Here is a 19,398-nt window from a genome sequence, read left to right as displayed (position 1 = left end):
CTCCCCTGCTTTCCGCCACACTATCGGCAGAGAAACGCATTAAGGATTTTGCATGTCAGAAAATGAAAACCTGCTGCTGAGATTGCGCCAGGGCGTTGATGGATATAGTCGAACTCAACAAAAGCTGGGAGAGTTTGTGCTTAGCGATCCGGCAAGAGTGGTCTATCTGACGATTACCGAACTGGCGCGTGAAAGCGACACCAGCGAGGCGAGCGTCACGCGTCTGTGCCGTACGCTGGGGTGTAAGGGCTATAACGAATTTAAGATGGCGCTGGCACTCGACCTCCGGCAAGGAGAGCCGGTAGAGCACAGCGGTGATGAGATTGACAATGTGGTCAATGAATCCGTGCAAGCGCTGCAGGACACGGCAAAATTACTCGACAGAACATTACTGGAAGCAGCCGCTCTGGCGCTGCATCAGGCTCAGTCGGTACAAATTTATGGCGTAGCGGCCAGCGCTATTCTGGGGGAATATTTACATTACAAACTCCTGCGCCTCGGCAAACCCGCGCAATTGTTCAGCGACATGCACCGTGCTGCTATGAACGCTACAACGCTAAGCAAAGATACGCTGGTAGTGGCGATATCCAGTTCGGGATCCACGCGCGATCTGCTGCATGTCGTAAAGCTGGCGCGTAAGCAAGGCGTGCGCGTACTGGCGCTAAGTAATACACCGCGTAGTCCACTGGCATCGCTGAGTGATATTCAACTGGTCGCAGCCAAACCAGAAGGTCCGTTGAGCGCCGGCGCGCTAAACGCCAAGGTGGGTGTCATGCTGTTGGTGGAACTGCTCACCACGTCGCTGATTGGACTGGATGAAAAGTACAGCGATGTGAGCCAGCAAACGGCGAGTGCAACCTTACCACTACTACTTTAAAGGCATAAAAAAACCCGCCGCAGCGGGTTTTTACGTTAAGAGTTAAAGAACAGGATTACGCCTGACCTTTGATCTCTTTACGACCGTTGTACGGAGCTTGTTCGCCCAGCGCTTCTTCAATACGAATCAGCTGGTTGTACTTAGCTACGCGGTCAGAACGGCTCATAGAACCGGTTTTGATCTGGCCTGCAGCGGTACCAACAGCCAGGTCAGCGATGGTAGCGTCTTCAGTTTCGCCAGAACGGTGAGAGATGACAGCGGTGTAGCCAGCGTCTTTCGCCATTTTGATCGCAGCCAGAGTTTCGGTCAGAGAACCGATCTGGTTGAATTTGATCAGGATGGAGTTAACGATGCCTTTTTCGATGCCTTCTTTCAGGATTTTGGTGTTGGTTACGAACAGATCGTCACCAACCAGCTGGATTTTGTCGCCCAGAACTTTAGTCTGGTATGCGAAACCGTCCCAGTCAGACTCGTCCAGACCATCTTCGATGGACACGATCGGGTACTGTTTGGTCAGTTCTTCCAAGAAGTGGGTGAATTCTTCGGAGGTGAACGCTTTGTTGCCTTCGCCAGCCAGAACGTATTTACCGTCTTTGTAGAATTCAGAAGCTGCACAGTCCATCGCCAGAGTGATGTCTTTGCCCAGCTCGTAGCCAGCTGCTTTAACCGCTTCAGCGATTACAGCCAGAGCTTCAGCGTTGGAGCCCAGGTTCGGCGCGTAGCCGCCTTCGTCACCAACTGCAGTGTTCATACCTTTAGCTTTCAGAACTTTAGCCAGGTTGTGGAACACTTCAGAACCCATACGTACGGCTTCTTTCAGAGTCTTAGCGCCAACCGGCTGAATCATGAACTCCTGGATGTCGACGTTGTTGTCAGCGTGCTCACCACCGTTGATGATGTTCATCATCGGAACCGGCATGGAGTATTTGCCCGGAGTACCGTTCAGTTCAGCGATGTGCGCATACAGCGGCAGGCCTTTAGCAGCAGCTGCTGCTTTGGCGTTCGCCAGGGACACAGCCAGGATGGCGTTTGCACCGAAGTTGGATTTGTTTTCAGTACCGTCCAGATCGATCATGATCTTGTCGATGCCAGCCTGATCTTTAGCATCTTTACCCAGCAGAGCCTGAGCAATTGGGCCGTTAACAGCTGCAACAGCTTTCAGTACACCTTTACCCATGAAACGGGATTTGTCGCCATCGCGCAGTTCCAGTGCTTCGCGGGAACCAGTAGAAGCACCTGACGGAGCTGCTGCCATACCAACGAAACCACCTTCCAGGTGTACTTCGGCTTCAACAGTCGGGTTACCACGGGAGTCGATGATTTCACGACCGATGATTTTAACGATTTTGGACATTAGGTTTTCCTCAGTACAAGTTAAACTAAAACTCCAGACAAACAATGCACCCGAATGGGTGCATTGCCGTTCTAACTTTTTACTTCTTACTTCGCCTGACGCTTCTGATGTTCACTGGCGGCTTTCACAAAGCCGGCAAACAGCGGGTGCCCATCACGTGGCGTGGAAGTAAATTCCGGGTGGAACTGACAGGCCACGAACCACGGATGATTCGGTACCTCGATGATCTCGACCAACTGATCATCACCGGAACGGCCTGCAACACGCAGACCAGCAGCTTCAATCTGTTTCAACAGCATATTGTTGACTTCGTAGCGGTGACGGTGGCGTTCAACGATTGTCGGCGTGCCGTACAGTTGACGGACCAGGCTTTCATCGCTCAGCTGACACTGCTGCGCGCCAAGACGCATGGTGCCACCCAGATCGCTCTTCTCGGTACGGACTTCGACGTTGCCGTCTTCGTCACGCCATTCGGTAATCAGAGCCACCACCGGGTACTTACAGTCTGGCACAAATTCCGTGGAGTTGGCGTTGTCCATACCCACTACGTTACGCGCAAACTCAATCAACGCAACCTGCATACCCAGGCAAATGCCCAGATAAGGAATATTGTTCTCACGCGCAAAGCGCGCCGTCGCGATTTTACCTTCAACACCACGGTAGCCGAAGCCGCCTGGGATCAGGATAGCATCAAGACCTTTCAGGATCTCAACGCCGCGCGTTTCGACATCCTGCGAATCGATCAGCTTGATGTTGACGGTGACACGATTCTTCAGACCACCGTGTTTCAGCGCTTCAATCACTGACTTATAGGCGTCCGGCAGTTCAATATACTTGCCGACCATACCGATAGTCACTTCACCTGCCGGATTCGCTTCTTCGTAGATAACCTGTTCCCATTCTGACAGATTAGCTTCCGGACAGTTCAAGCTGAATCGTTTACAAATATAATCGTCAAGGCCCTGGGATTTCAACAGGCCCGGAATTTTATAGATGGAATCGACATCTTTCAGAGAAATCACCGCTTTTTCCGGAACGTTACAGAACAATGCAATTTTCGCACGTTCATTCGCCGGAACTGCGCGATCGGAGCGGCAGATCAGGATATCTGGCTGAATACCGATAGAAAGCAGCTCTTTTACAGAGTGCTGAGTCGGTTTCGTTTTGACTTCACCTGCCGCCGCCATGTACGGAACCAGCGTCAGATGCATAAACAGCGTGTGCTCACGGCCAATTTCTACGGCCATCTGGCGAATCGCTTCAAGGAACGGCAGAGATTCGATATCCCCAACGGTTCCGCCGATTTCGACCAGAACAACATCATGACCTTCACCGCCTTCCAGAACGCGCTCTTTAATTGCGTTGGTGATATGCGGGATAACCTGAACAGTAGCGCCCAGATAGTCGCCACGGCGTTCTTTACGCAGAACGTCAGAGTAGATACGCCCCGTGGTGAAGTTGTTGCGGCGGCTCATTTTCGTACGGATGAAACGCTCATAGTGACCCAGGTCCAGGTCGGTTTCAGCGCCGTCTTCGGTAACGAACACTTCCCCGTGTTGGATTGGGCTCATAGTACCCGGATCGACGTTGATGTACGGATCCAGTTTCATCATGGTCACGTTGAGGCCACGGGCTTCAAGAATGGCTGCGAGGGAGGCTGCGGCAATGCCTTTTCCCAGAGAGGATACGACCCCGCCGGTCACAAAAATATAGTTCGTTGTCATGCTGGACCTGAGAAGTTAGGGTGAAACGATGGAATTACCAAGACGGGAAAGTAGTATACCCGAACATGACGAGCGCCACAAACTTTCATTATCCCTCCTCTTCACCAGGCTCACATTAACATCGGGAGTGAGAAAATAGCCCCTTTGGGGTAAATGTTTTTGACGTAAATCAAGCGCTTGTTATTTAAAAAATCACACAAAACGCCCTTGACCGACGAAATCCCTTAGAGATCAATTTCCTGCCGTTTTACCTGTTGCCAGACTTCTTCCATCGTTTCCAGATCAACACCCGTCATTTCCAGACCACGAGCAGCGACAATTCGCTCAACTTCACGAAAACGTCGTTCAAATTTCTCGTTCGCTTTTTGTAACGCAGTCTCGGCTTTTGTCCCCAGATGACGAGCCATGTTGACTGTGGCAAACAGCAGATCGCCCATTTCCTCCTCCAGTTTAGCCTGGTCGACAACAGCCTGCTTTGCCTCAAACATGACTTCGTCGATCTCTTCATAAACCTTGTCGACAACCGGTCCTAATGTTTTCCAATCGAAGCCAACATTAGAGCAGCGTTTCTGGATTTTCTGGGCGCGCATTAACGCCGGTAAACTGCGGGGAATATCGTCGAGTGCGGAATGCTGTGCTTTCCCGGCGCGTTCTTCGCTTTTAATTTGCTCCCAGCGGATTAGCACTTCAGTACTGTTGCTGGCAGAAACATCAGCGAATACATGCGGATGCCGGCGTTCAAGCTTATCGCTGATGGCGGCGCAGATATCATTGAAATCAAAACGGCCTTCTTCCTGCGCCATCTGGGCATAAAACACCACCTGGAACAGCAGGTCGCCGAGCTCTCCGCGCAGATCGTCGAAGTCTTCACGCGCAATCGCATCCAGTACTTCATAGGTTTCTTCGAGAGTGTAAGGGGCAATAGTGGCGAATGTCTGCTCTTTATCCCACGGACAGCCGTTTTCCGGGTCGCGCAAGCGCTGCATAATACCGAGCAGTCGATCGATTTGGTTCATGTGAAAATCCTGAAATTTCAATACGGTAGGCCGGATAAGGCGATAGCCGACATCCGGCAACATGGCAATGCCTGATGGCAACGCTAACGCGTTTTATCAGGCCTACAAGATTATCCGGCCTACAAAATAATTAATTACCGTGCAACCGCCGCGCGTCGATCACATCCGGCACCTGGTTCAGCTTGCCAAGCACGCGTCCGAGCACCTGCAGGTTATAGATTTCGATGGTCATATCGATGGTGGCCAACTGTTGTTTGGTATCGCTCCGGCTGGCAACCCCCAGCACGTTCACTTTCTCGTTGGCAAGAATGGTGGTGATATCACGCAATAAACCGCTGCGATCGTTGGCCTGTACGCGAACCACCAGCGAATATCCCGCCGAGTAGCTTTCGCCCCAAACCGCATCAACAATCCGCTCCGGCGCGTGTGAACGCAGCTCTGCCAACTGTTCGCAATCGGCCCGGTGCACGGAAATACCGCGCCCCTGGGTGATAAACCCAACGATTTCATCGCCAGGAATCGGCTGGCAGCAGCGCGCGATGTGGTGCATCAGGTTACCGACCCCTTCCACCACGACGCGACCATCGTCTTTACGGCGACTCTGCGGCGCCTGGGTTTTCTGCTGAAGCTGTTTCAGCGCGGCTGCATCCTGCTCGGCAGCGCTGGGCTTATTAAACTGCGCCTGCAGGAAGTTCACCATCTGGTTGAGACGGATGTCTCCTCCGCCAATCGCCGCCAGCAGTTCATCCAGTTCATTGAAGCTGTAGCGCGGCAGCAGATGTTTTTCCGCCTCTTTCAGGCTAATGCCCAGGTGCGCAAGCTCATCGTCGAGGATCTGGCGGCCCGCAAGGATGTTTTTGTCTCGATCCTGTTTACGGAACCAGGCGTGGATCTTCGAGCGACCACGGCTGGTGGTCACATAGCCAAGGTTAGGGTTCAACCAGTCACGGCTTGGGTTTGGCTGTTTCTGGGTGATAATTTCAATTTGATCACCCATCTGTAACTGGTAGGTAAACGGTACGATACGCCCACCAATTTTCGCGCCAATGCAACGATGCCCTACATCACTGTGAATGTGGTAAGCAAAGTCCAGCGGCGTGGAGCCTGCAGGTAAGTCAACAACGTCACCTTTTGGCGTAAAGACGTAAACCCGGTCATCGAAGACCTGGCTGCGCACTTCATCCAGCATTTCGCCGGAATCCGCCATTTCTTCCTGCCAGGCGATCAGCTTACGCAGCCACGCAATGCGGTCTTCATGCCCAGAACGCGCCGCGCCTGACGCAGTCCCTTCTTTGTACTTCCAGTGCGCCGCCACGCCCAGTTCGGCATCTTCATGCATCTGTTTAGTGCGGATCTGGATTTCAATGGTTTTTCCACCCGGCCCCAATACAACCGTATGGATCGACTGGTAGCCGTTGGGTTTCGGATTAGCGACGTAATCATCGAACTCATCCGGCAGATGGCGATAGTGAGTATGTACTATCCCGAGCGCGGCATAGCAGTCCTGTAGACGCTCCGCCACGATGCGCACCGCGCGCACATCGAACAGTTCATCGAAGGCTAACTGCTTTTTCTGCATTTTACGCCAGATGCTGTAGATATGCTTCGGACGCCCGTACACTTCGGCTTTGACGCCTTCCGTTTTCATTTCTGAGCGCAGATGACCAACGAACTCTTCAATATAGTGTTCGCGATCGATGCGACGCTCGTGCAGCAGCTTGGCAATGCGTTTGTATTCGGCCGGGTGCAGGTAGCGGAAGCAGTAATCTTCCAGCTCCCATTTTAATTGCCCGATGCCCAAACGGTTGGCCAGCGGCGCATAGATATTGGTGCACTCTTTTGCCGCCAGAACGCGTTCATCTTCCGGTGCGTCTTTCACTTCACGCAGATGCGCGATCCTCTCCGCCAGCTTGATGACCACGCAGCGGAAATCATCCACCATTGCCAGCAGCATACGGCGGACGTTATCGACCTGCTCGGAAGAGACTGAATCGGTATGCGTGGCTTTCAGTTGGCGTATCGCCGCCATATCGCGCACGCCATGGATAAGATGCACAATGGATTTACCCACGCTTTCGCGCAGGATGTCCTCACTGACCACGTTGGCATCCGCCAGAGGAAATAGCATTGCCGCACGCAGCGTGTCGATATCCATGCTCAACATAGAGAGTATTTCTACCATCTCCACGCCACGCCATAGCAGCAAATCCGCATCAGGATGTCCCTGTGTTTGCTGCTGGCAGTACGCCCAGGTTTCGGCTAAGCGTTCACACGACTGCTGGCTGGAGATCCCCAGACTCGCGATCCATTTCTTGGGATCAAACTCACCAGCTTTATTTATATGTGCACTTCTTACCGCAACCATTGTCCTCTCCTTTAGGGGCCTGGCCTGTCGAAGTCGACAAGCCATACCCATTGTCTTTCATGCTGCATTACAACCCGAAATCCAATGGGTACAAATTTCATTACAAACGCTCAAACAGGACCATCGATTCCAGGTGTCCAGTGTGCGGGAACATATCGAGCATTGCCAGTCGCCGTATGGCATATCCCGCGTTGAGCAAAGCGTCGCTGTCACGAGCCAGCGTTGCTGGGTTACAGGATACATAAACAACGCGACCAGGGCTTAATTTTATAATATGTTGCATCACACCGGCAGCCCCCGCACGCGCAGGATCGAGCAATACTTTGTCGAATCCGTTTTTCGCCCACGGCTGCTGGGTAACATCCTCCTCAAGGTTTTCATGAAAGAATGTCACGTTGTGTAATCCGTTATTCAGCGCGTTTTCCCGGGCTTTTTCGACCAGCGCCGGTACTCCTTCAACCCCCACCACGCTTGCTGCCCGCACAGCCAGCGGCAGAGTAAAATTCCCCATACCGCAGAACAGATCGAGCACGCGATCTTCAGGTCGCACATCCAGCCATTCCAGCGCACAGGCGACCATTTTTTGGTTTACCCCTGCATTGACCTGAATAAAATCACGCGGGCTGAAGCTTAACCGTAGTCCATTTGAGTCATACCAGGGCGATTCTTCTGATACTGATTCCAGTATCTCGCTTTGCGGGGCCAGAAACAAAGACAGCCCCTGAGAATGCGAAAAGCATTCCAGTTTTTCTTTATCCGCAGCACTTAATGGCGCCGTATGGCGCAAAATCATCAACGCGCCGCTCCCTGCCTGCACCAGCTCAACATGACCGAGATGACGTAACCCTTGCAAACTCTCCAGACACGCCCTGATGTGGGGCAACAGCGCTTCAAGTTGGGGCACCAGAATAGGGCATTGTTTGACATCAATAATGTCGCTGGAACCGGATTTGCGAAAACCCATCTGCAATTTTCGTTCTTTTGGCCGATAGTTCAGGCTCAAACGTGCGCGACGACGATAGCCCCACGGGGTATCAGCGATAACATCCGACACTTCACATTTCATTAAACGCGCTAACGCCGCGCTTTTGCTACGCTGCTGCAACGGGATGCTGGCGTGCTGCTGCTGGCAACCGCCACAGACGCCAAAATGCGGGCAACGTGGCACTTCACGTTGTGGACTGTCGTTTAAACGTCGTTTTACTTGCGCGCGGGCGAACTGTTTTTTATCTTCGGTAATCACCACCTCTGCGCTTTCCTGGGGTAGCAATTCCGGTATAAACAACGCCTTTCCGTTATGGCGAGCGACACCCTGACCAAAAGGATCGAGGTCATTGACGGTAACGGTTATGATCTGACGCGTCGTCACGCGTCGTTTTGCAGAGTAGAATTGCGCCATCGACGAGATATTTCTCTATTTAACAGTGTGACCCTAATTGTCCCATAACGGAACTCCATGACCAACTACAGCCTGCGCGCACGCATGATGATTCTGATCCTGGCCCCGACCGTCCTGATTGGTTTGCTGCTCAGTATCTTTTTTGTTGTGCATCGCTATAACGACTTGCAGCGTCAACTGGAAGATGCCGGCGCCAGTATCATAGAGCCACTGGCGGTCTCCAGCGAATATGGCATGAACCTGCAAAACAGGGAATCCATCGGCCAGCTCATCAGCGTGCTGCATCGCCGCCATTCCGATATCGTGCGGGCAATTTCTGTCTATGACGAGAACAACCGGCTGTTTGTCACCTCCAATTTTCATCTCGATCCGTCTGAAATGCAGCTGGCGACCGGTTCACCGTTTCCCCGTAAGCTGAGCGTCACCCGGCTCGGGGATATCATGATCCTGCGAACGCCAATTATATCGGAAAGCTATTCGCCGGATGAATCTGCCATAAGCGACGCCAAAAATACGCAAAATATGCTGGGGTATGTAGCGCTTGAACTGGACCTCAAGTCGGTTCGACTGCAGCAATATAAAGAGATCTTTATCTCCAGCGTAATGATGCTGTTTTGTATTGGTATTGCGTTAATTTTCGGCTGGCGTCTGATGCGCGACGTAACCGGCCCGATTCGCAACATGGTGAATACCGTTGACCGTATACGTAGAGGGCAGCTCGACAGCCGTGTGGAAGGTTTCATGCTGGGCGAGCTGGATATGCTCAAAAACGGTATCAACTCGATGGCGATGTCTCTTGCAGCCTACCATGAAGAGATGCAGCACAATATCGATCAGGCGACTTCCGACCTGCGTGAAACCCTGGAGCAGATGGAAATTCAGAACGTCGAACTGGATCTGGCGAAAAAACGCGCCCAGGAGGCGGCCCGAATTAAGTCTGAGTTTCTGGCTAACATGTCGCACGAGCTACGCACCCCGCTGAATGGCGTGATTGGCTTTACGCGCCTGACGCTGAAAACCGAGCTTAACACCACGCAACGCGATCACCTGAATACGATTGAGCGATCGGCCAACAATCTGCTGGCCATCATCAATGATGTGCTCGATTTCTCCAAACTGGAAGCGGGCAAGCTCATTCTGGAAAGCATTCCGTTCCCGCTACGCAGCACGCTGGATGACGTCGTCACGCTGTTAGCGCATTCGTCCCATGATAAAGGGCTTGAGCTGACGCTGAATATTAAGAATGATGTGCCGGACAACGTCATCGGCGACCCGCTGCGCTTACAGCAGGTCATTACCAATCTGGTCGGCAATGCCATCAAATTTACCGAAGGCGGTAATATCGACATTCTGGTCGAGAAACGCGCCCTCAGTAACACGAAAGTGCAAATTGAAGTGCAAATCCGTGATACCGGCATCGGTATCCCTGAGCGCGATCAGTCACGCCTGTTCCAGGCCTTCCGTCAGGCGGACGCCAGTATTTCCCGCCGCCACGGCGGTACCGGACTGGGTCTGGTCATTACGCAAAAACTGGTCAACGAAATGGGCGGGGATATCTCCTTCCATAGCCAGCCGAACCGCGGATCCACCTTCTGGTTCCATATTAGTCTCGATCTCAACCCTAACGTTCTCATCGATCGCTCGACAACCCGGTGCCTTGCTGGTAAACGACTGGCTTATGTCGAACCTAACGCCACTGCCGCGCAATGCACGTTAGATATATTAAGTGAAACGCCGCTGGAGGTGATTTACAGCCCTTCATTCTCCGGGCTGCCGAAGGATCACTACGATATTCTGCTGATTGGCATTCCGGTCACGTTGCGCGAACCGCTCACCATGCAACATGAGCGGCTGGCAAGCGCAGCGGCGATGACCGATTTCCTGTTATTAGCCCTGCCCTGTCACGCACAGATTAACGCCGAGAAATTGAAACAAGGCGGCGCGGCGGCGTGTCTGCTGAAGCCTCTCACCTCAACCCGACTGCTGCCTGCGCTGACAGAGTATTGCCAGTTGAACTACAGCGCGGATCAGCCATTGCCAGATGAAAGCAAAATCGCCATGACCGTTATGGCGGTTGACGACAACCCGGCGAACCTCAAGCTGATTGGCGCACTGCTGGAAGATAAGGTACAGCACGTCGTACTCTGCGACAGCGGGCACCAGGCGGTGGATCGCGCCAAACAGATGCCGTTTGATCTGATCCTGATGGATATTCAGATGCCCGACATGGACGGTATTCGCGCCTGCGAACTGATCCACCAGTTGCCTCATCAACAACAGACGCCAGTTATTGCGGTCACTGCGCATGCGATGGCCGGGCAAAAAGAGAAGCTGCTCAGCGCCGGGATGAATGATTACCTGGCGAAGCCTATCGAAGAAGATAAGCTGCACAATCTCCTGTTACGCTACAAACCCGGCGCGGCCACATCGCTTAGGGCGCTCGCGGTTGAACCTCCGGAGCCGGTCGTCAATCCGAATACCACGCTCGACTGGCAACTGGCATTAAGACAAGCCGCAGGGAAAAACGATCTGGCGCGGGATATGCTGCAAATGCTGCTCGATTTTCTACCCGAGGTGCGCAACAAAATTGAAGAACAACTGGTAGGCGAAAACCCTGAAGGGCTGGTGGATATGATTCATAAGCTGCACGGTAGTTGCGGCTATAGCGGCGTCCCGCGCATGAAAAACCTGTGCCAGCTCATTGAGCAACAATTACGTAGCGGGACCAAAGAAGAAGAGCTGGAGCCTGAGTTTTTAGAGCTGCTGGATGAAATGGACAACGTTGCCCGCGAAGCGAAGAAGTTGTTGGGCTGATATTCGCCGGATGGCGGCGTGACCGCCTTATCCGGCCTGTAACTCAGCGTAACTGTTGCCCCGCTTTCAGCGTCGCAGCCACGTTGCGCGCGGTCATGCGTACGTTCTCATTCGCATTCTTCAGCGCCTCATCCAGCGAACAAATGGTATAGATGACGCTGAAAACCGCATCCAGCCCATGCTGGTGCACAACACCGACATCCGCCGTCAGGCTACCGGCAATGCCGATCACCGGTTTGTTGTAACGCTTTGCGATCTTCGCCACGCCAACCGGAACCTTACCGTGAATAGTCTGGCTGTCGATACGCCCTTCACCTGTCACCACTAAGTCTGCATCCGCAACGCAGGCATCCAGGCGTAACGCATCCGTCACGATCTCAATACCGCGGCGTAGCTGTGCGCCGCAAAACGCATACAGCGCCGCCCCCATACCGCCAGCAGCGCCACCGCCGGCCAGCTCCAGCACATTGACGTCCAGATCGCGCGCGATCAGTTGCGCATAGTGCGTAAGCGCCCGATCAAGACGCGGAATCATCTCCGTCGTCGCCCCCTTTTGTGGGCCAAAGACCACTGAGGCTCCTTCTTTACCGGTCAACGGGTTAGTGACGTCGCAGGCCACTTCGATACGACATCCGGCAAGACGCGGGTCTAACTGCGAGATATCAATCCGGGTGAGCGATTCCAGGCCCATCGCGCCATGAGCAATATCTTCATCTTGCGCATCCAGCAACCTTGCACCCAGCACCTGCACCATACCAGCACCGCCATCATTGGTGGCGCTACCGCCAATCCCGATGATGATATGCTCCACGCCCGCATCCAGCGCATGCCGAATTAGCTCCCCGGTTCCCCAGGAGGTGGTTTTCAGCGGATCACGTAAATTAGCAGGAACCTGCTCCAGCCCGCTGGCGGCTGCCATTTCAATAAACGCCGTGCGCTCATCGCCGGATAAACCATAAAAAGCCTGAATTGTATTGCCCAAAGGGCCGGTAACATCAACATGCACAAGGTGGCCTTGCGTAGCGGCAACCATCGCTTCGACCGTTCCCTCACCGCCATCTGCGACCGGGATCTTCACGTAATCCGCCTCAGGCCAGATCTCGCGGAATCCCAGTTCAATCGCCGTTGCGACTTCAAGCGCACTCAAACTTTCCTTATAGGAATCCGGTGCGATCACTATTTTCATAAAGCATCCTTACGCATGTTGACTGTGTTAAGCATACACCAGGAGGAAAACCGCTCCATTCATGGGAGCGGTCCCAGTTCGCTTAGCGTACCATGCACGGGCGCTTATTATCAAATGTCCAGTTCGGGATCAGATACTGCATTCCCATCGCATCATCACGTGCACCCAGTCCATGTTGCTGATACAGCTCATGCGCTTTCATCACCTGATCCATATCCAGCTCCACGCCCAGGCCCGGTTTCGCCGGAACCTGCACCATACCGCCCTTGATTGCAAAAGGTTCTTTGGTCAGCCGCTGGTTACCTTCCTGCCAGATCCAATGGGTATCGATAGCGGTAATTTTCCCAGGCGCCGCCGCCGCGACATGAGTAAACATCGCCAGCGAAATATCAAAGTGGTTGTTAGAGTGCGAGCCCCAGGTCAGCCCGAACTCATGGCACATCTGCGCCACGCGAACAGAACCCTGCATCGTCCAGAAGTGCGGATCCGCCAGCGGGATATCCACGGACTGCAACGACAGGGTATGCCCCATCTGACGCCAGTCGGTAGCGATCATATTGGTCGCCGTCGGCAGCCCGGTAGCTCGACGGAATTCCGCCATCACTTCACGACCGGAGAAGCCCTGCTCTGCGCCGCACGGATCTTCCGCATAAGCCAGCGATCCTTTCAGGTACTTACCAATTTTAATCGCTTCATTCAGCGACCATGCGCCGTTGGGATCGAGCGTGACGCGCGCCTGTGGAAAGCGTTTCGCCAGCGCCACAATAGATTCCGCTTCTTCTTCCCCGGCCAGTACGCCGCCTTTCAGTTTGAAGTCGTTGAAACCATATTTCTCATACGCTGCTTCCGCCAGACGCACTACCGCATCCGGGGTCATCGCCTCTTCATGACGCAGGCGATACCAGTCGCATTTTTCATCCGGTTGGCTTTGATACGGCAGCGGCGTCGCTTTACGGTTACCAACGAAGAACAGATAGCCAAGCATTTCGACTTCGCTACGCTGCTGACCATCGCCCAGCAGAGATGCGACGTTGATGCCCAGATGCTGACCTAACAAATCCAACATCGCCGCTTCGATCCCGGTAACCACATGAATAGTGGTACGTAAATCGAAAGTCTGCAAACCACGGCCACCGGCATCACGATCGGCAAACGTATTACGTACCGCGTTCAGTACGTTTTTGTACTCACCCAGCGTTTTACCCACCACCAGCGGAATGGCATCTTCCAGGGTCTGACGAATTTTTTCGCCGCCAGGAATTTCCCCTACCCCGGTATGGCCAGAGTTATCTTTAATAATCACAATATTACGTGTAAAGAACGGGGCATGAGCACCGCTCAGGTTCATCAGCATGCTGTCATGGCCCGCAACCGGGATCACCTGCATAGAGGTCACGACGGGGGTAGTAAATTGTGCGCTCATATTTAAATCCTTATTCAAAATTAGTGGCGGCCGAAAACGGGACGTTTACGGTCAAAAGTCCATCCGGGAATCAGGTACTGCATCGGGCCTGCGTCATTACGCGCGCCGCCGGGCAGCGCCTTATAGGCCTCATGGGCTTTCTGTATCTGCTCCCAGTCCAGCTCCACGCCCAGACCGGGCGCATCGGGTACCGCAATTTTTCCGTTTTTAATCTCCAGCGGATTTTTGGTCAGACGGCAATCGCCCTCCTGCCAGATCCAGTGGGTGTCGATAGCCGTCGGGTTGCCCGGTGCCGCGGCGCCAACGTGGGTAAACATCGCCAACGAAATATCAAAATGGTTGTTGGAATGGCAGCCCCAGGTCAGGCCCCAGTCATCGCATAACTGTGCCACGCGCACCGCGCCGGAAAGGGTCCAGAAGTGCGGATCGGCCAGCGGAATATCTACTGAGTTCAGCATCACCGCATGCCCCATTTCACGCCAGTTGGTGGCGATCATATTGGTCGCCACCGGCAGACCGGTCGCACGGCGGAACTCGGCCATCACTTCGCGGCCTGAAAAACCCTGTTCGGCACCGCACGGATCTTCAGCATAAGTCAGAACATCGTTCAGCCCTTTACACAGGGAAATGGCTTCATCCAGCAGCCAGGCCCCGTTGGGATCAACCGTAATACGCGCCTCCGGGAAGCGTTTTTTCAGCGCACGAGCGGTGTCGATTTCTTGCTCGCCGGGCAGTACGCCCCCCTTGAGTTTGAAATCTTTAAAGCCGTAGCGATCTTGCGAAGCCTCTGCCAGGCGCACCACCGCTTCACTGTTCATCGCTTGCTGGTGACGCAGGTGATACCACTCATGGTGGCCCGGCGTGCTCTCCAGATACGGCAGATCGGTTTTGCTGCGATCGCCGACATAGAACAGATAGCCGAGCACAGTGACCGCATCGCGCTGCTTGCCTGGCCCTAACAGTTCACAAACCGGAACGTTCAGCGCCTTGCCCAGCAGATCGAGCAATGCGGCTTCAAGCGCGGCCACCGCATTAACCCGCAGTTCAAAGGTCCAGGCGCCTTTGCCGAAAGTGTCAAAGTCAGCGGCCTGGTTGCCTTTATGCACCTGCTGAACCACTTTATTCAGACGCGCGACTTCCTGTCCCAACACCTGTGGGATTGCATCCACCAGCGTCTGATAAATCACTTCACCGCCCGGCGCTTCACCAACCCCGGTATTGCCGGCGTTATCGGTGAGCACCACGATATTGCGGGTAAAATATGCGTTATGCGCACCGCCAATATTGAGCAGCATGCTGTCATGCCCGGCCACCGGGATGACCTTCATATCGGTAATAACGGGACTCGATTGTGTTGTCATCGTCATTGTCCTGCGACAGGTTTCAATTCAATACGTTTAATATCCCCCACCAGCACCAGATAACTGACGACAGCAATCAGCGCATGTACCCCTACGTAAATCAACGCGCCGTTAAACGAGCCGGTAGTGCCCACAATGTAGCCAATGGCAATTGGCGTGACGATGCCGGAAATGTTGCCAAACATATTGAACAGGCCGCCGCTCAGACCGCTGATCTCTTTTGGCGCGGTATCGGCCATCACAGCCCATCCCAACGCGCCGATGCCTTTGCCGAAGAAGGCCAGCGCCATAAAGCCGATGATCATCCACTCGACGTTGACGTAGTTACAGAACACCATCACCATCGATAACAGCATCCCCATGACGATTGGCGTTTTACGCGCGATATTCAGCGAACCGGTACGGCGCATCAGCCAGTCGGAAATAATGCCGCCGAGCACGCCGCCCGCAAATCCGCAAATGGCCGGGACCGAGGCAACAAAGCCGGCTTTCAGAATGGACATACCGCGCGCCTGCACCAGATAAACCGGGAACCAGGTGATAAAGAAGTAGGTCAGCGCATTAATGCAGTATTGGCCAATATAAATACCGATCATCATTCGCGAACCCAGCAGTTGTTTGATCTGCCCCCACTTCACGCTGAACGGTACTTTAGCTTTGGCTGCCGCCTGATCCATATTGATCAGCGCCCCGCCTTCGGCAATGTACTCCAGCTCTTTTTGGTTTACGCCCGGATGCTGGTTCGGTTCATGAATCACCTTCAACCAGATAAAGCTGATAACAATTCCGAGACCGCCCATAAAGAAGAACACGTGTGACCAACCCACTTCATGAGTCAGCCAACCCATGATTGGCGCGAAGATAACGGTGGCAAAGTATTGCGCCGAGTTAAAGATAGCGACCGCCGTGCCCCTTTCCTGCGCCGGGAACCACGCCGCCACAATACGACTGTTGCCGGGGAAAGAGGGGGCTTCGGCTAACCCTACGAGGAAGCGCAGGGTAAACAGCGCGACGATAATACCGAAGCCGCTAAAGATATCGACGAAGCCCTGCAGCAGGGTAAACATGGACCAGATAAAAATGGACCAGAAATAAACACGTTTGGAGCCGAAGCGATCGAGCAGCCAGCCGCCGGGGATCTGGCCGATGACATACGCCCATGAGAAAGCGGAGAATACATACCCCATGCCTACCGCATCCAGGCCAATGTCTTTGGCCATCTCCGAACCGGCAATGGATAAGGTGGCGCGATCGCCGTAGTTGAAGGATGTGACGATAAACAGCATCACCACTATCCAGTAGCGAGCGTTAGTGCGTTTTTCCGCGCTGCTCGCCGCCTGACTTAATGAACTCATTGTTGCACTCCTGAATCCTGGCTTGCGCCAGTTCATTCTGTACAGCACCTGTAGGGTGATCAGAATGAGAGGTTAGTGTGTGGCAGTTTTGGTACAGCTCAGGGCCGTTTTATTCTGACTCGCTGCCATTCCGGGAACTGACGGGAAAAGTATATGAAGGAGTGCCACTTCCCCTCACCGTGCATGAACACAACATTAGGGAGGCAGTGAGAAGTTGTTTGGGGCATAAGCCCAAAGCAATGGAAGTTAGTTCACGTAATTGGGGTTTTATTGCCGGGTGTCGGCTTCGCCTGACCCGGCCTACGGTTTTCTAATGGGGGTTGTATGCCCGTGCGGGCGAGGGATTATTTAAGCAAGGTGCCCCAGTTTTCTACCCAGGGATTAGATTCGCTTTCCGGTTCAGGATGCTCGCTGGCATCAATCAGCAGCATTTCACCTACGCGCTGCGCGCTTTGTTCCTGTAACAGCGCATCAAACTGCTTGCCGCCATTGCAAAAATTAACGTAGCTGCTGTCGCCAAGCGCAATGACGCCATAACGCAGATTCGGCTGGAAACCAAGACTATCTTTGATTCCCTGAAACAGCGGTACGATGCTATCCGGCAGATCGCCCTGCCCGGTCGTTGAGGTTACCACCAATGCATATTTATCCTGATATGCCTGCCAGTCGGTAAGCTCCGGGTCTTCAAATACCGTGGCTTTATGGCCCTGCGCAGTTAAAATCGCCTCGGCCTCTTCGGCAACCAGCAGCGCGTTTCCATACATCGTGCCGACAAAAATTCCAATTTCCGCCATAACCTTTATCTCCAGGGACTTAAGAATCTATCTGTTCATCCTGACCTGACAGCCCGCTGAACTCAACCCTTTCATTCTCCGGGAGAAGTCCGCGCCAGCCAAACTGTGACAGCGCCTGCATCCAGACCTCATCCAGCCCGGCGCGAATAATCAACGGCTCGCCAGTGAAAGGATGAGTCAACTCAAGCTGGCTGGCATGCAGCATCAAGCGCTGACAGCCGAAATGCTCTGCGGCGCTGCGGTTTTGCCGTAAATCACCATGCTTGCTGTCGCCAATAATCGGATGGCGCAAGTGAGCCAAATGGCGTCTGAGCTGGTGCTTACGACCGGTCTGAGGCTCCAGTTCCACCAGCCCGTAACGGGTAGTGGGATAGCGCCCGGTCGCCACCGGCATTTCTACCGTCGCCAGACCGCGATAATGGGTGACCGCAGGCTGCGGCTCTTTATCCTCGCGGGCAAATTTATCGGCTATCTTATCCAGCTCTTCCACCAGCGGGTAATCCAGCACGGCGTCGTCCATCAGCCAGCCACGCACAATCGCATGATAGCGTTTCTGCATTTGATGATGTTCAAACTGCTGAGACAGCAACCGCCCGGCTTCGCTGGACAGCCCCATCAGCAGCACGCCGGAGGTCGGTCTGTCGAGCCGGTGGGCGGTAAACACGTGCTGACCAATCTGGTCGCGCACCGTTTGCATCACCACCACTTTCTCATCGCGATCGAGCCAACTGCGGTGAACCAGCCAACCAGAAGGTTTATTGACCGCAACCAGCCATTCGTCCTGATAGAGGATCTCCAGCATCAGACGTTATCACTTGTAAATAGCGCATCCAGTTCCTGCAATGCCGTCAGGAGAATGTCGCGTTGCGGGTGATCGGCCGTCAGCGCCATTTCGTAATACGGTGCGATGGCAAAAGCCTGCGGCAACGGCTGCGCATTATCAAGCAGCGTATGCATACGGGGAATCAACACCCACTGCAGCCATTCGACCGGCTCCATGGTATCCATACAAAAAGGCTGCGTGCTGGCAAACAGATGCTCTGCTGGCTCGTCCATCCGCCAGTGATGATGTTCACGCAGTAGCGCTTCAAGCGCGTGTAACTGCTGGCGCACACGGTCATGAGTCGTCATGAAATTAACCTCAATGATGAAAAATCTGGCGCGAAGAATAGCATTAGTGAAAAGGAAATAAAAAAAGGGAGCACTGTAAAAACAGTGCTCCCGGTTCGTTTCGCAGCATTCCAGCTACTTTTGGTGCTCCCTGCTCATCCGTGACAACTTTTCCTGTGGTCTTGCGACCTTGTTCATCCTGAACTTTTGCATCCTGCTCACACCACCCCGATGTGAAAACTTCATCCTGAAGCGTCCTGGCCATCCTGACCCGCCGAACATCCTGACCGGCTCTCATTCTCCATCCTGGAGGTGTCCTTTAACGCATCCCGCGCTTTCCTCTTTGCTTCATCCTGAAGCCTGTCCTTGCAACACCATCCTGGTGTGTCCTGCCGAAGAGCCATCATCCTGATGTTCACTTCGTTGTGCGACTCCTTGTCGACGGATATAGAATCGCCTGTTTCGCTTTGTCTTACAAGATACCTACAGACATACCCTTAAGATAATTTTCATATGAAAGTTGACAATAAAATATTAACAAATTGAATTATAAGTAATTATTAGTTTTTCAATTCATTAAGTCTTCACTTATTACCTGGCAATGTCCTACAGGGTTTGTA

The 19,398-nt window shown here is 53.5% G+C and carries 14 protein-coding genes; 2 read left to right on the top strand and 12 right to left on the bottom strand.

What is annotated here, in order from left to right; translation table 11 throughout:
* Positions 1-52: 52 nt before the first annotated feature.
* Positions 53-877 carry a MurR/RpiR family transcriptional regulator gene (locus FDX09_RS15870; protein WP_087856940.1) on the top strand — a complete coding sequence of 275 codons (825 nt, stop codon included), beginning with the start codon at positions 53-55 and terminating at the stop codon, positions 875-877.
* Positions 878-932: 55 nt separating this feature from the next.
* On the opposite strand, the gene eno is transcribed toward FDX09_RS15870, so the two are convergent.
* The 5 genes from eno to rlmD form a co-directional block, all read right to left on the bottom strand.
* Entirely contained in the window at positions 933-2,231 is a 1,299-nt protein-coding gene (gene eno / locus FDX09_RS15865; protein ID WP_003034129.1) for a phosphopyruvate hydratase, read from the bottom strand.
* Positions 2,232-2,317: 86 nt separating this feature from the next.
* A complete protein-coding gene (gene pyrG / locus FDX09_RS15860) occupies positions 2,318-3,955 on the bottom strand; it encodes a glutamine hydrolyzing CTP synthase (protein WP_005130912.1) in 1,638 nt (545 codons plus the stop codon).
* A 224-nt stretch (positions 3,956-4,179) separates the two neighbouring features.
* Positions 4,180-4,971, bottom strand: a complete 792-nt coding sequence (mazG, locus tag FDX09_RS15855; RefSeq protein WP_137347491.1) for a nucleoside triphosphate pyrophosphohydrolase — start codon at positions 4,969-4,971, stop codon at positions 4,180-4,182.
* 130 nt (positions 4,972-5,101) lie between these two features.
* On the bottom strand, positions 5,102-7,336 hold the full coding sequence (relA, locus tag FDX09_RS15850; protein WP_042310708.1) for a GTP diphosphokinase: 2,235 nt from the start codon (positions 7,334-7,336) through the stop codon (positions 5,102-5,104).
* A 100-nt stretch (positions 7,337-7,436) separates the two neighbouring features.
* The gene (gene rlmD, locus FDX09_RS15845) at positions 7,437-8,735 is read right to left on the bottom strand and encodes a 23S rRNA (uracil(1939)-C(5))-methyltransferase RlmD (RefSeq protein ID WP_137347490.1); all 1,299 of its coding nucleotides are present in this window, start codon (positions 8,733-8,735) and stop codon (positions 7,437-7,439) included.
* Positions 8,736-8,792: 57 nt separating this feature from the next.
* Between rlmD and barA the strand changes: the two genes are divergently transcribed.
* Complete coding sequence (gene barA / locus FDX09_RS15840; protein WP_038633206.1) at positions 8,793-11,549, top strand: two-component sensor histidine kinase BarA; 2,757 nt, start codon at positions 8,793-8,795, stop codon at positions 11,547-11,549.
* Positions 11,550-11,592: 43 nt separating this feature from the next.
* Here the strand turns inward: barA and FDX09_RS15835 are convergent, their stop codons facing one another.
* From FDX09_RS15835 to FDX09_RS15800, 7 genes are all read right to left on the bottom strand, one after another.
* The gene (locus tag FDX09_RS15835; RefSeq protein WP_137347489.1) at positions 11,593-12,735 is read right to left on the bottom strand and encodes a glycerate kinase; all 1,143 of its coding nucleotides are present in this window, start codon (positions 12,733-12,735) and stop codon (positions 11,593-11,595) included.
* A gap of 82 nt (positions 12,736-12,817) precedes the next feature.
* Positions 12,818-14,158 carry a glucarate dehydratase gene (gene gudD, locus FDX09_RS15830; RefSeq protein ID WP_137347488.1) on the bottom strand — a complete coding sequence of 447 codons (1,341 nt, stop codon included), beginning with the start codon at positions 14,156-14,158 and terminating at the stop codon, positions 12,818-12,820.
* A 20-nt stretch (positions 14,159-14,178) separates the two neighbouring features.
* Positions 14,179-15,519, bottom strand: coding sequence for an enolase C-terminal domain-like protein (locus FDX09_RS15825; protein ID WP_038633213.1), 1,341 nt, complete (start codon positions 15,517-15,519; stop codon positions 14,179-14,181).
* A 2-nt stretch (positions 15,520-15,521) separates the two neighbouring features.
* Complete coding sequence (gene gudP, locus FDX09_RS15820) at positions 15,522-16,874, bottom strand: galactarate/glucarate/glycerate transporter GudP (RefSeq protein WP_061382367.1); 1,353 nt, start codon at positions 16,872-16,874, stop codon at positions 15,522-15,524.
* Between the two features lie 344 nt (positions 16,875-17,218).
* Entirely contained in the window at positions 17,219-17,668 is a 450-nt protein-coding gene (locus FDX09_RS15810) for a flavodoxin (RefSeq protein ID WP_038633219.1), read from the bottom strand.
* A gap of 19 nt (positions 17,669-17,687) precedes the next feature.
* Entirely contained in the window at positions 17,688-18,470 is a 783-nt protein-coding gene (gene truC / locus FDX09_RS15805; RefSeq protein ID WP_085048814.1) for a tRNA pseudouridine(65) synthase TruC, read from the bottom strand.
* Entirely contained in the window at positions 18,470-18,799 is a 330-nt protein-coding gene (locus FDX09_RS15800) for a YqcC family protein (protein ID WP_137347487.1), read from the bottom strand. The genes truC and FDX09_RS15800 overlap by 1 nt, the downstream gene beginning before the upstream one ends.
* Between the last annotated feature and the right edge of the window lie 599 nt (positions 18,800-19,398).

The organism is Citrobacter sp. wls717, from assembly GCF_005280955.1.
In the GTDB taxonomy this organism is placed as follows: Bacteria; Pseudomonadota; Gammaproteobacteria; order Enterobacterales; family Enterobacteriaceae; genus Citrobacter; species Citrobacter werkmanii.
This window is presented reverse-complemented; position numbering and strand designations above follow the sequence as displayed.

Excerpts from the sequence above, each read along its gene's own strand:
- FDX09_RS15870 (WP_087856940.1), top strand. The coding sequence starts at position 53 with ATGTCAGAAAATGAAAACCTGCTGCTGAGATTGCGCCAGGGCGTTGAT.
- eno (WP_003034129.1), bottom strand. The coding sequence starts at position 2,231 with ATGTCCAAAATCGTTAAAATCATCGGTCGTGAAATCATCGACTCCCGT.
- pyrG (WP_005130912.1), bottom strand. The coding sequence starts at position 3,955 with ATGACAACGAACTATATTTTTGTGACCGGCGGGGTCGTATCCTCTCTG.
- mazG (WP_137347491.1), bottom strand. The coding sequence starts at position 4,971 with ATGAACCAAATCGATCGACTGCTCGGTATTATGCAGCGCTTGCGCGAC.
- relA (WP_042310708.1), bottom strand. The coding sequence starts at position 7,336 with ATGGTTGCGGTAAGAAGTGCACATATAAATAAAGCTGGTGAGTTTGAT.
- rlmD (WP_137347490.1), bottom strand. The coding sequence starts at position 8,735 with ATGGCGCAATTCTACTCTGCAAAACGACGCGTGACGACGCGTCAGATC.
- barA (WP_038633206.1), top strand. The coding sequence starts at position 8,793 with ATGACCAACTACAGCCTGCGCGCACGCATGATGATTCTGATCCTGGCC.
- FDX09_RS15835 (WP_137347489.1), bottom strand. The coding sequence starts at position 12,735 with ATGAAAATAGTGATCGCACCGGATTCCTATAAGGAAAGTTTGAGTGCG.
- gudD (WP_137347488.1), bottom strand. The coding sequence starts at position 14,158 with ATGAGCGCACAATTTACTACCCCCGTCGTGACCTCTATGCAGGTGATC.
- FDX09_RS15825 (WP_038633213.1), bottom strand. The coding sequence starts at position 15,519 with ATGACAACACAATCGAGTCCCGTTATTACCGATATGAAGGTCATCCCG.
- gudP (WP_061382367.1), bottom strand. The coding sequence starts at position 16,874 with ATGAGTTCATTAAGTCAGGCGGCGAGCAGCGCGGAAAAACGCACTAAC.
- FDX09_RS15810 (WP_038633219.1), bottom strand. The coding sequence starts at position 17,668 with ATGGCGGAAATTGGAATTTTTGTCGGCACGATGTATGGAAACGCGCTG.
- truC (WP_085048814.1), bottom strand. The coding sequence starts at position 18,470 with ATGCTGGAGATCCTCTATCAGGACGAATGGCTGGTTGCGGTCAATAAA.
- FDX09_RS15800 (WP_137347487.1), bottom strand. The coding sequence starts at position 18,799 with ATGACGACTCATGACCGTGTGCGCCAGCAGTTACACGCGCTTGAAGCG.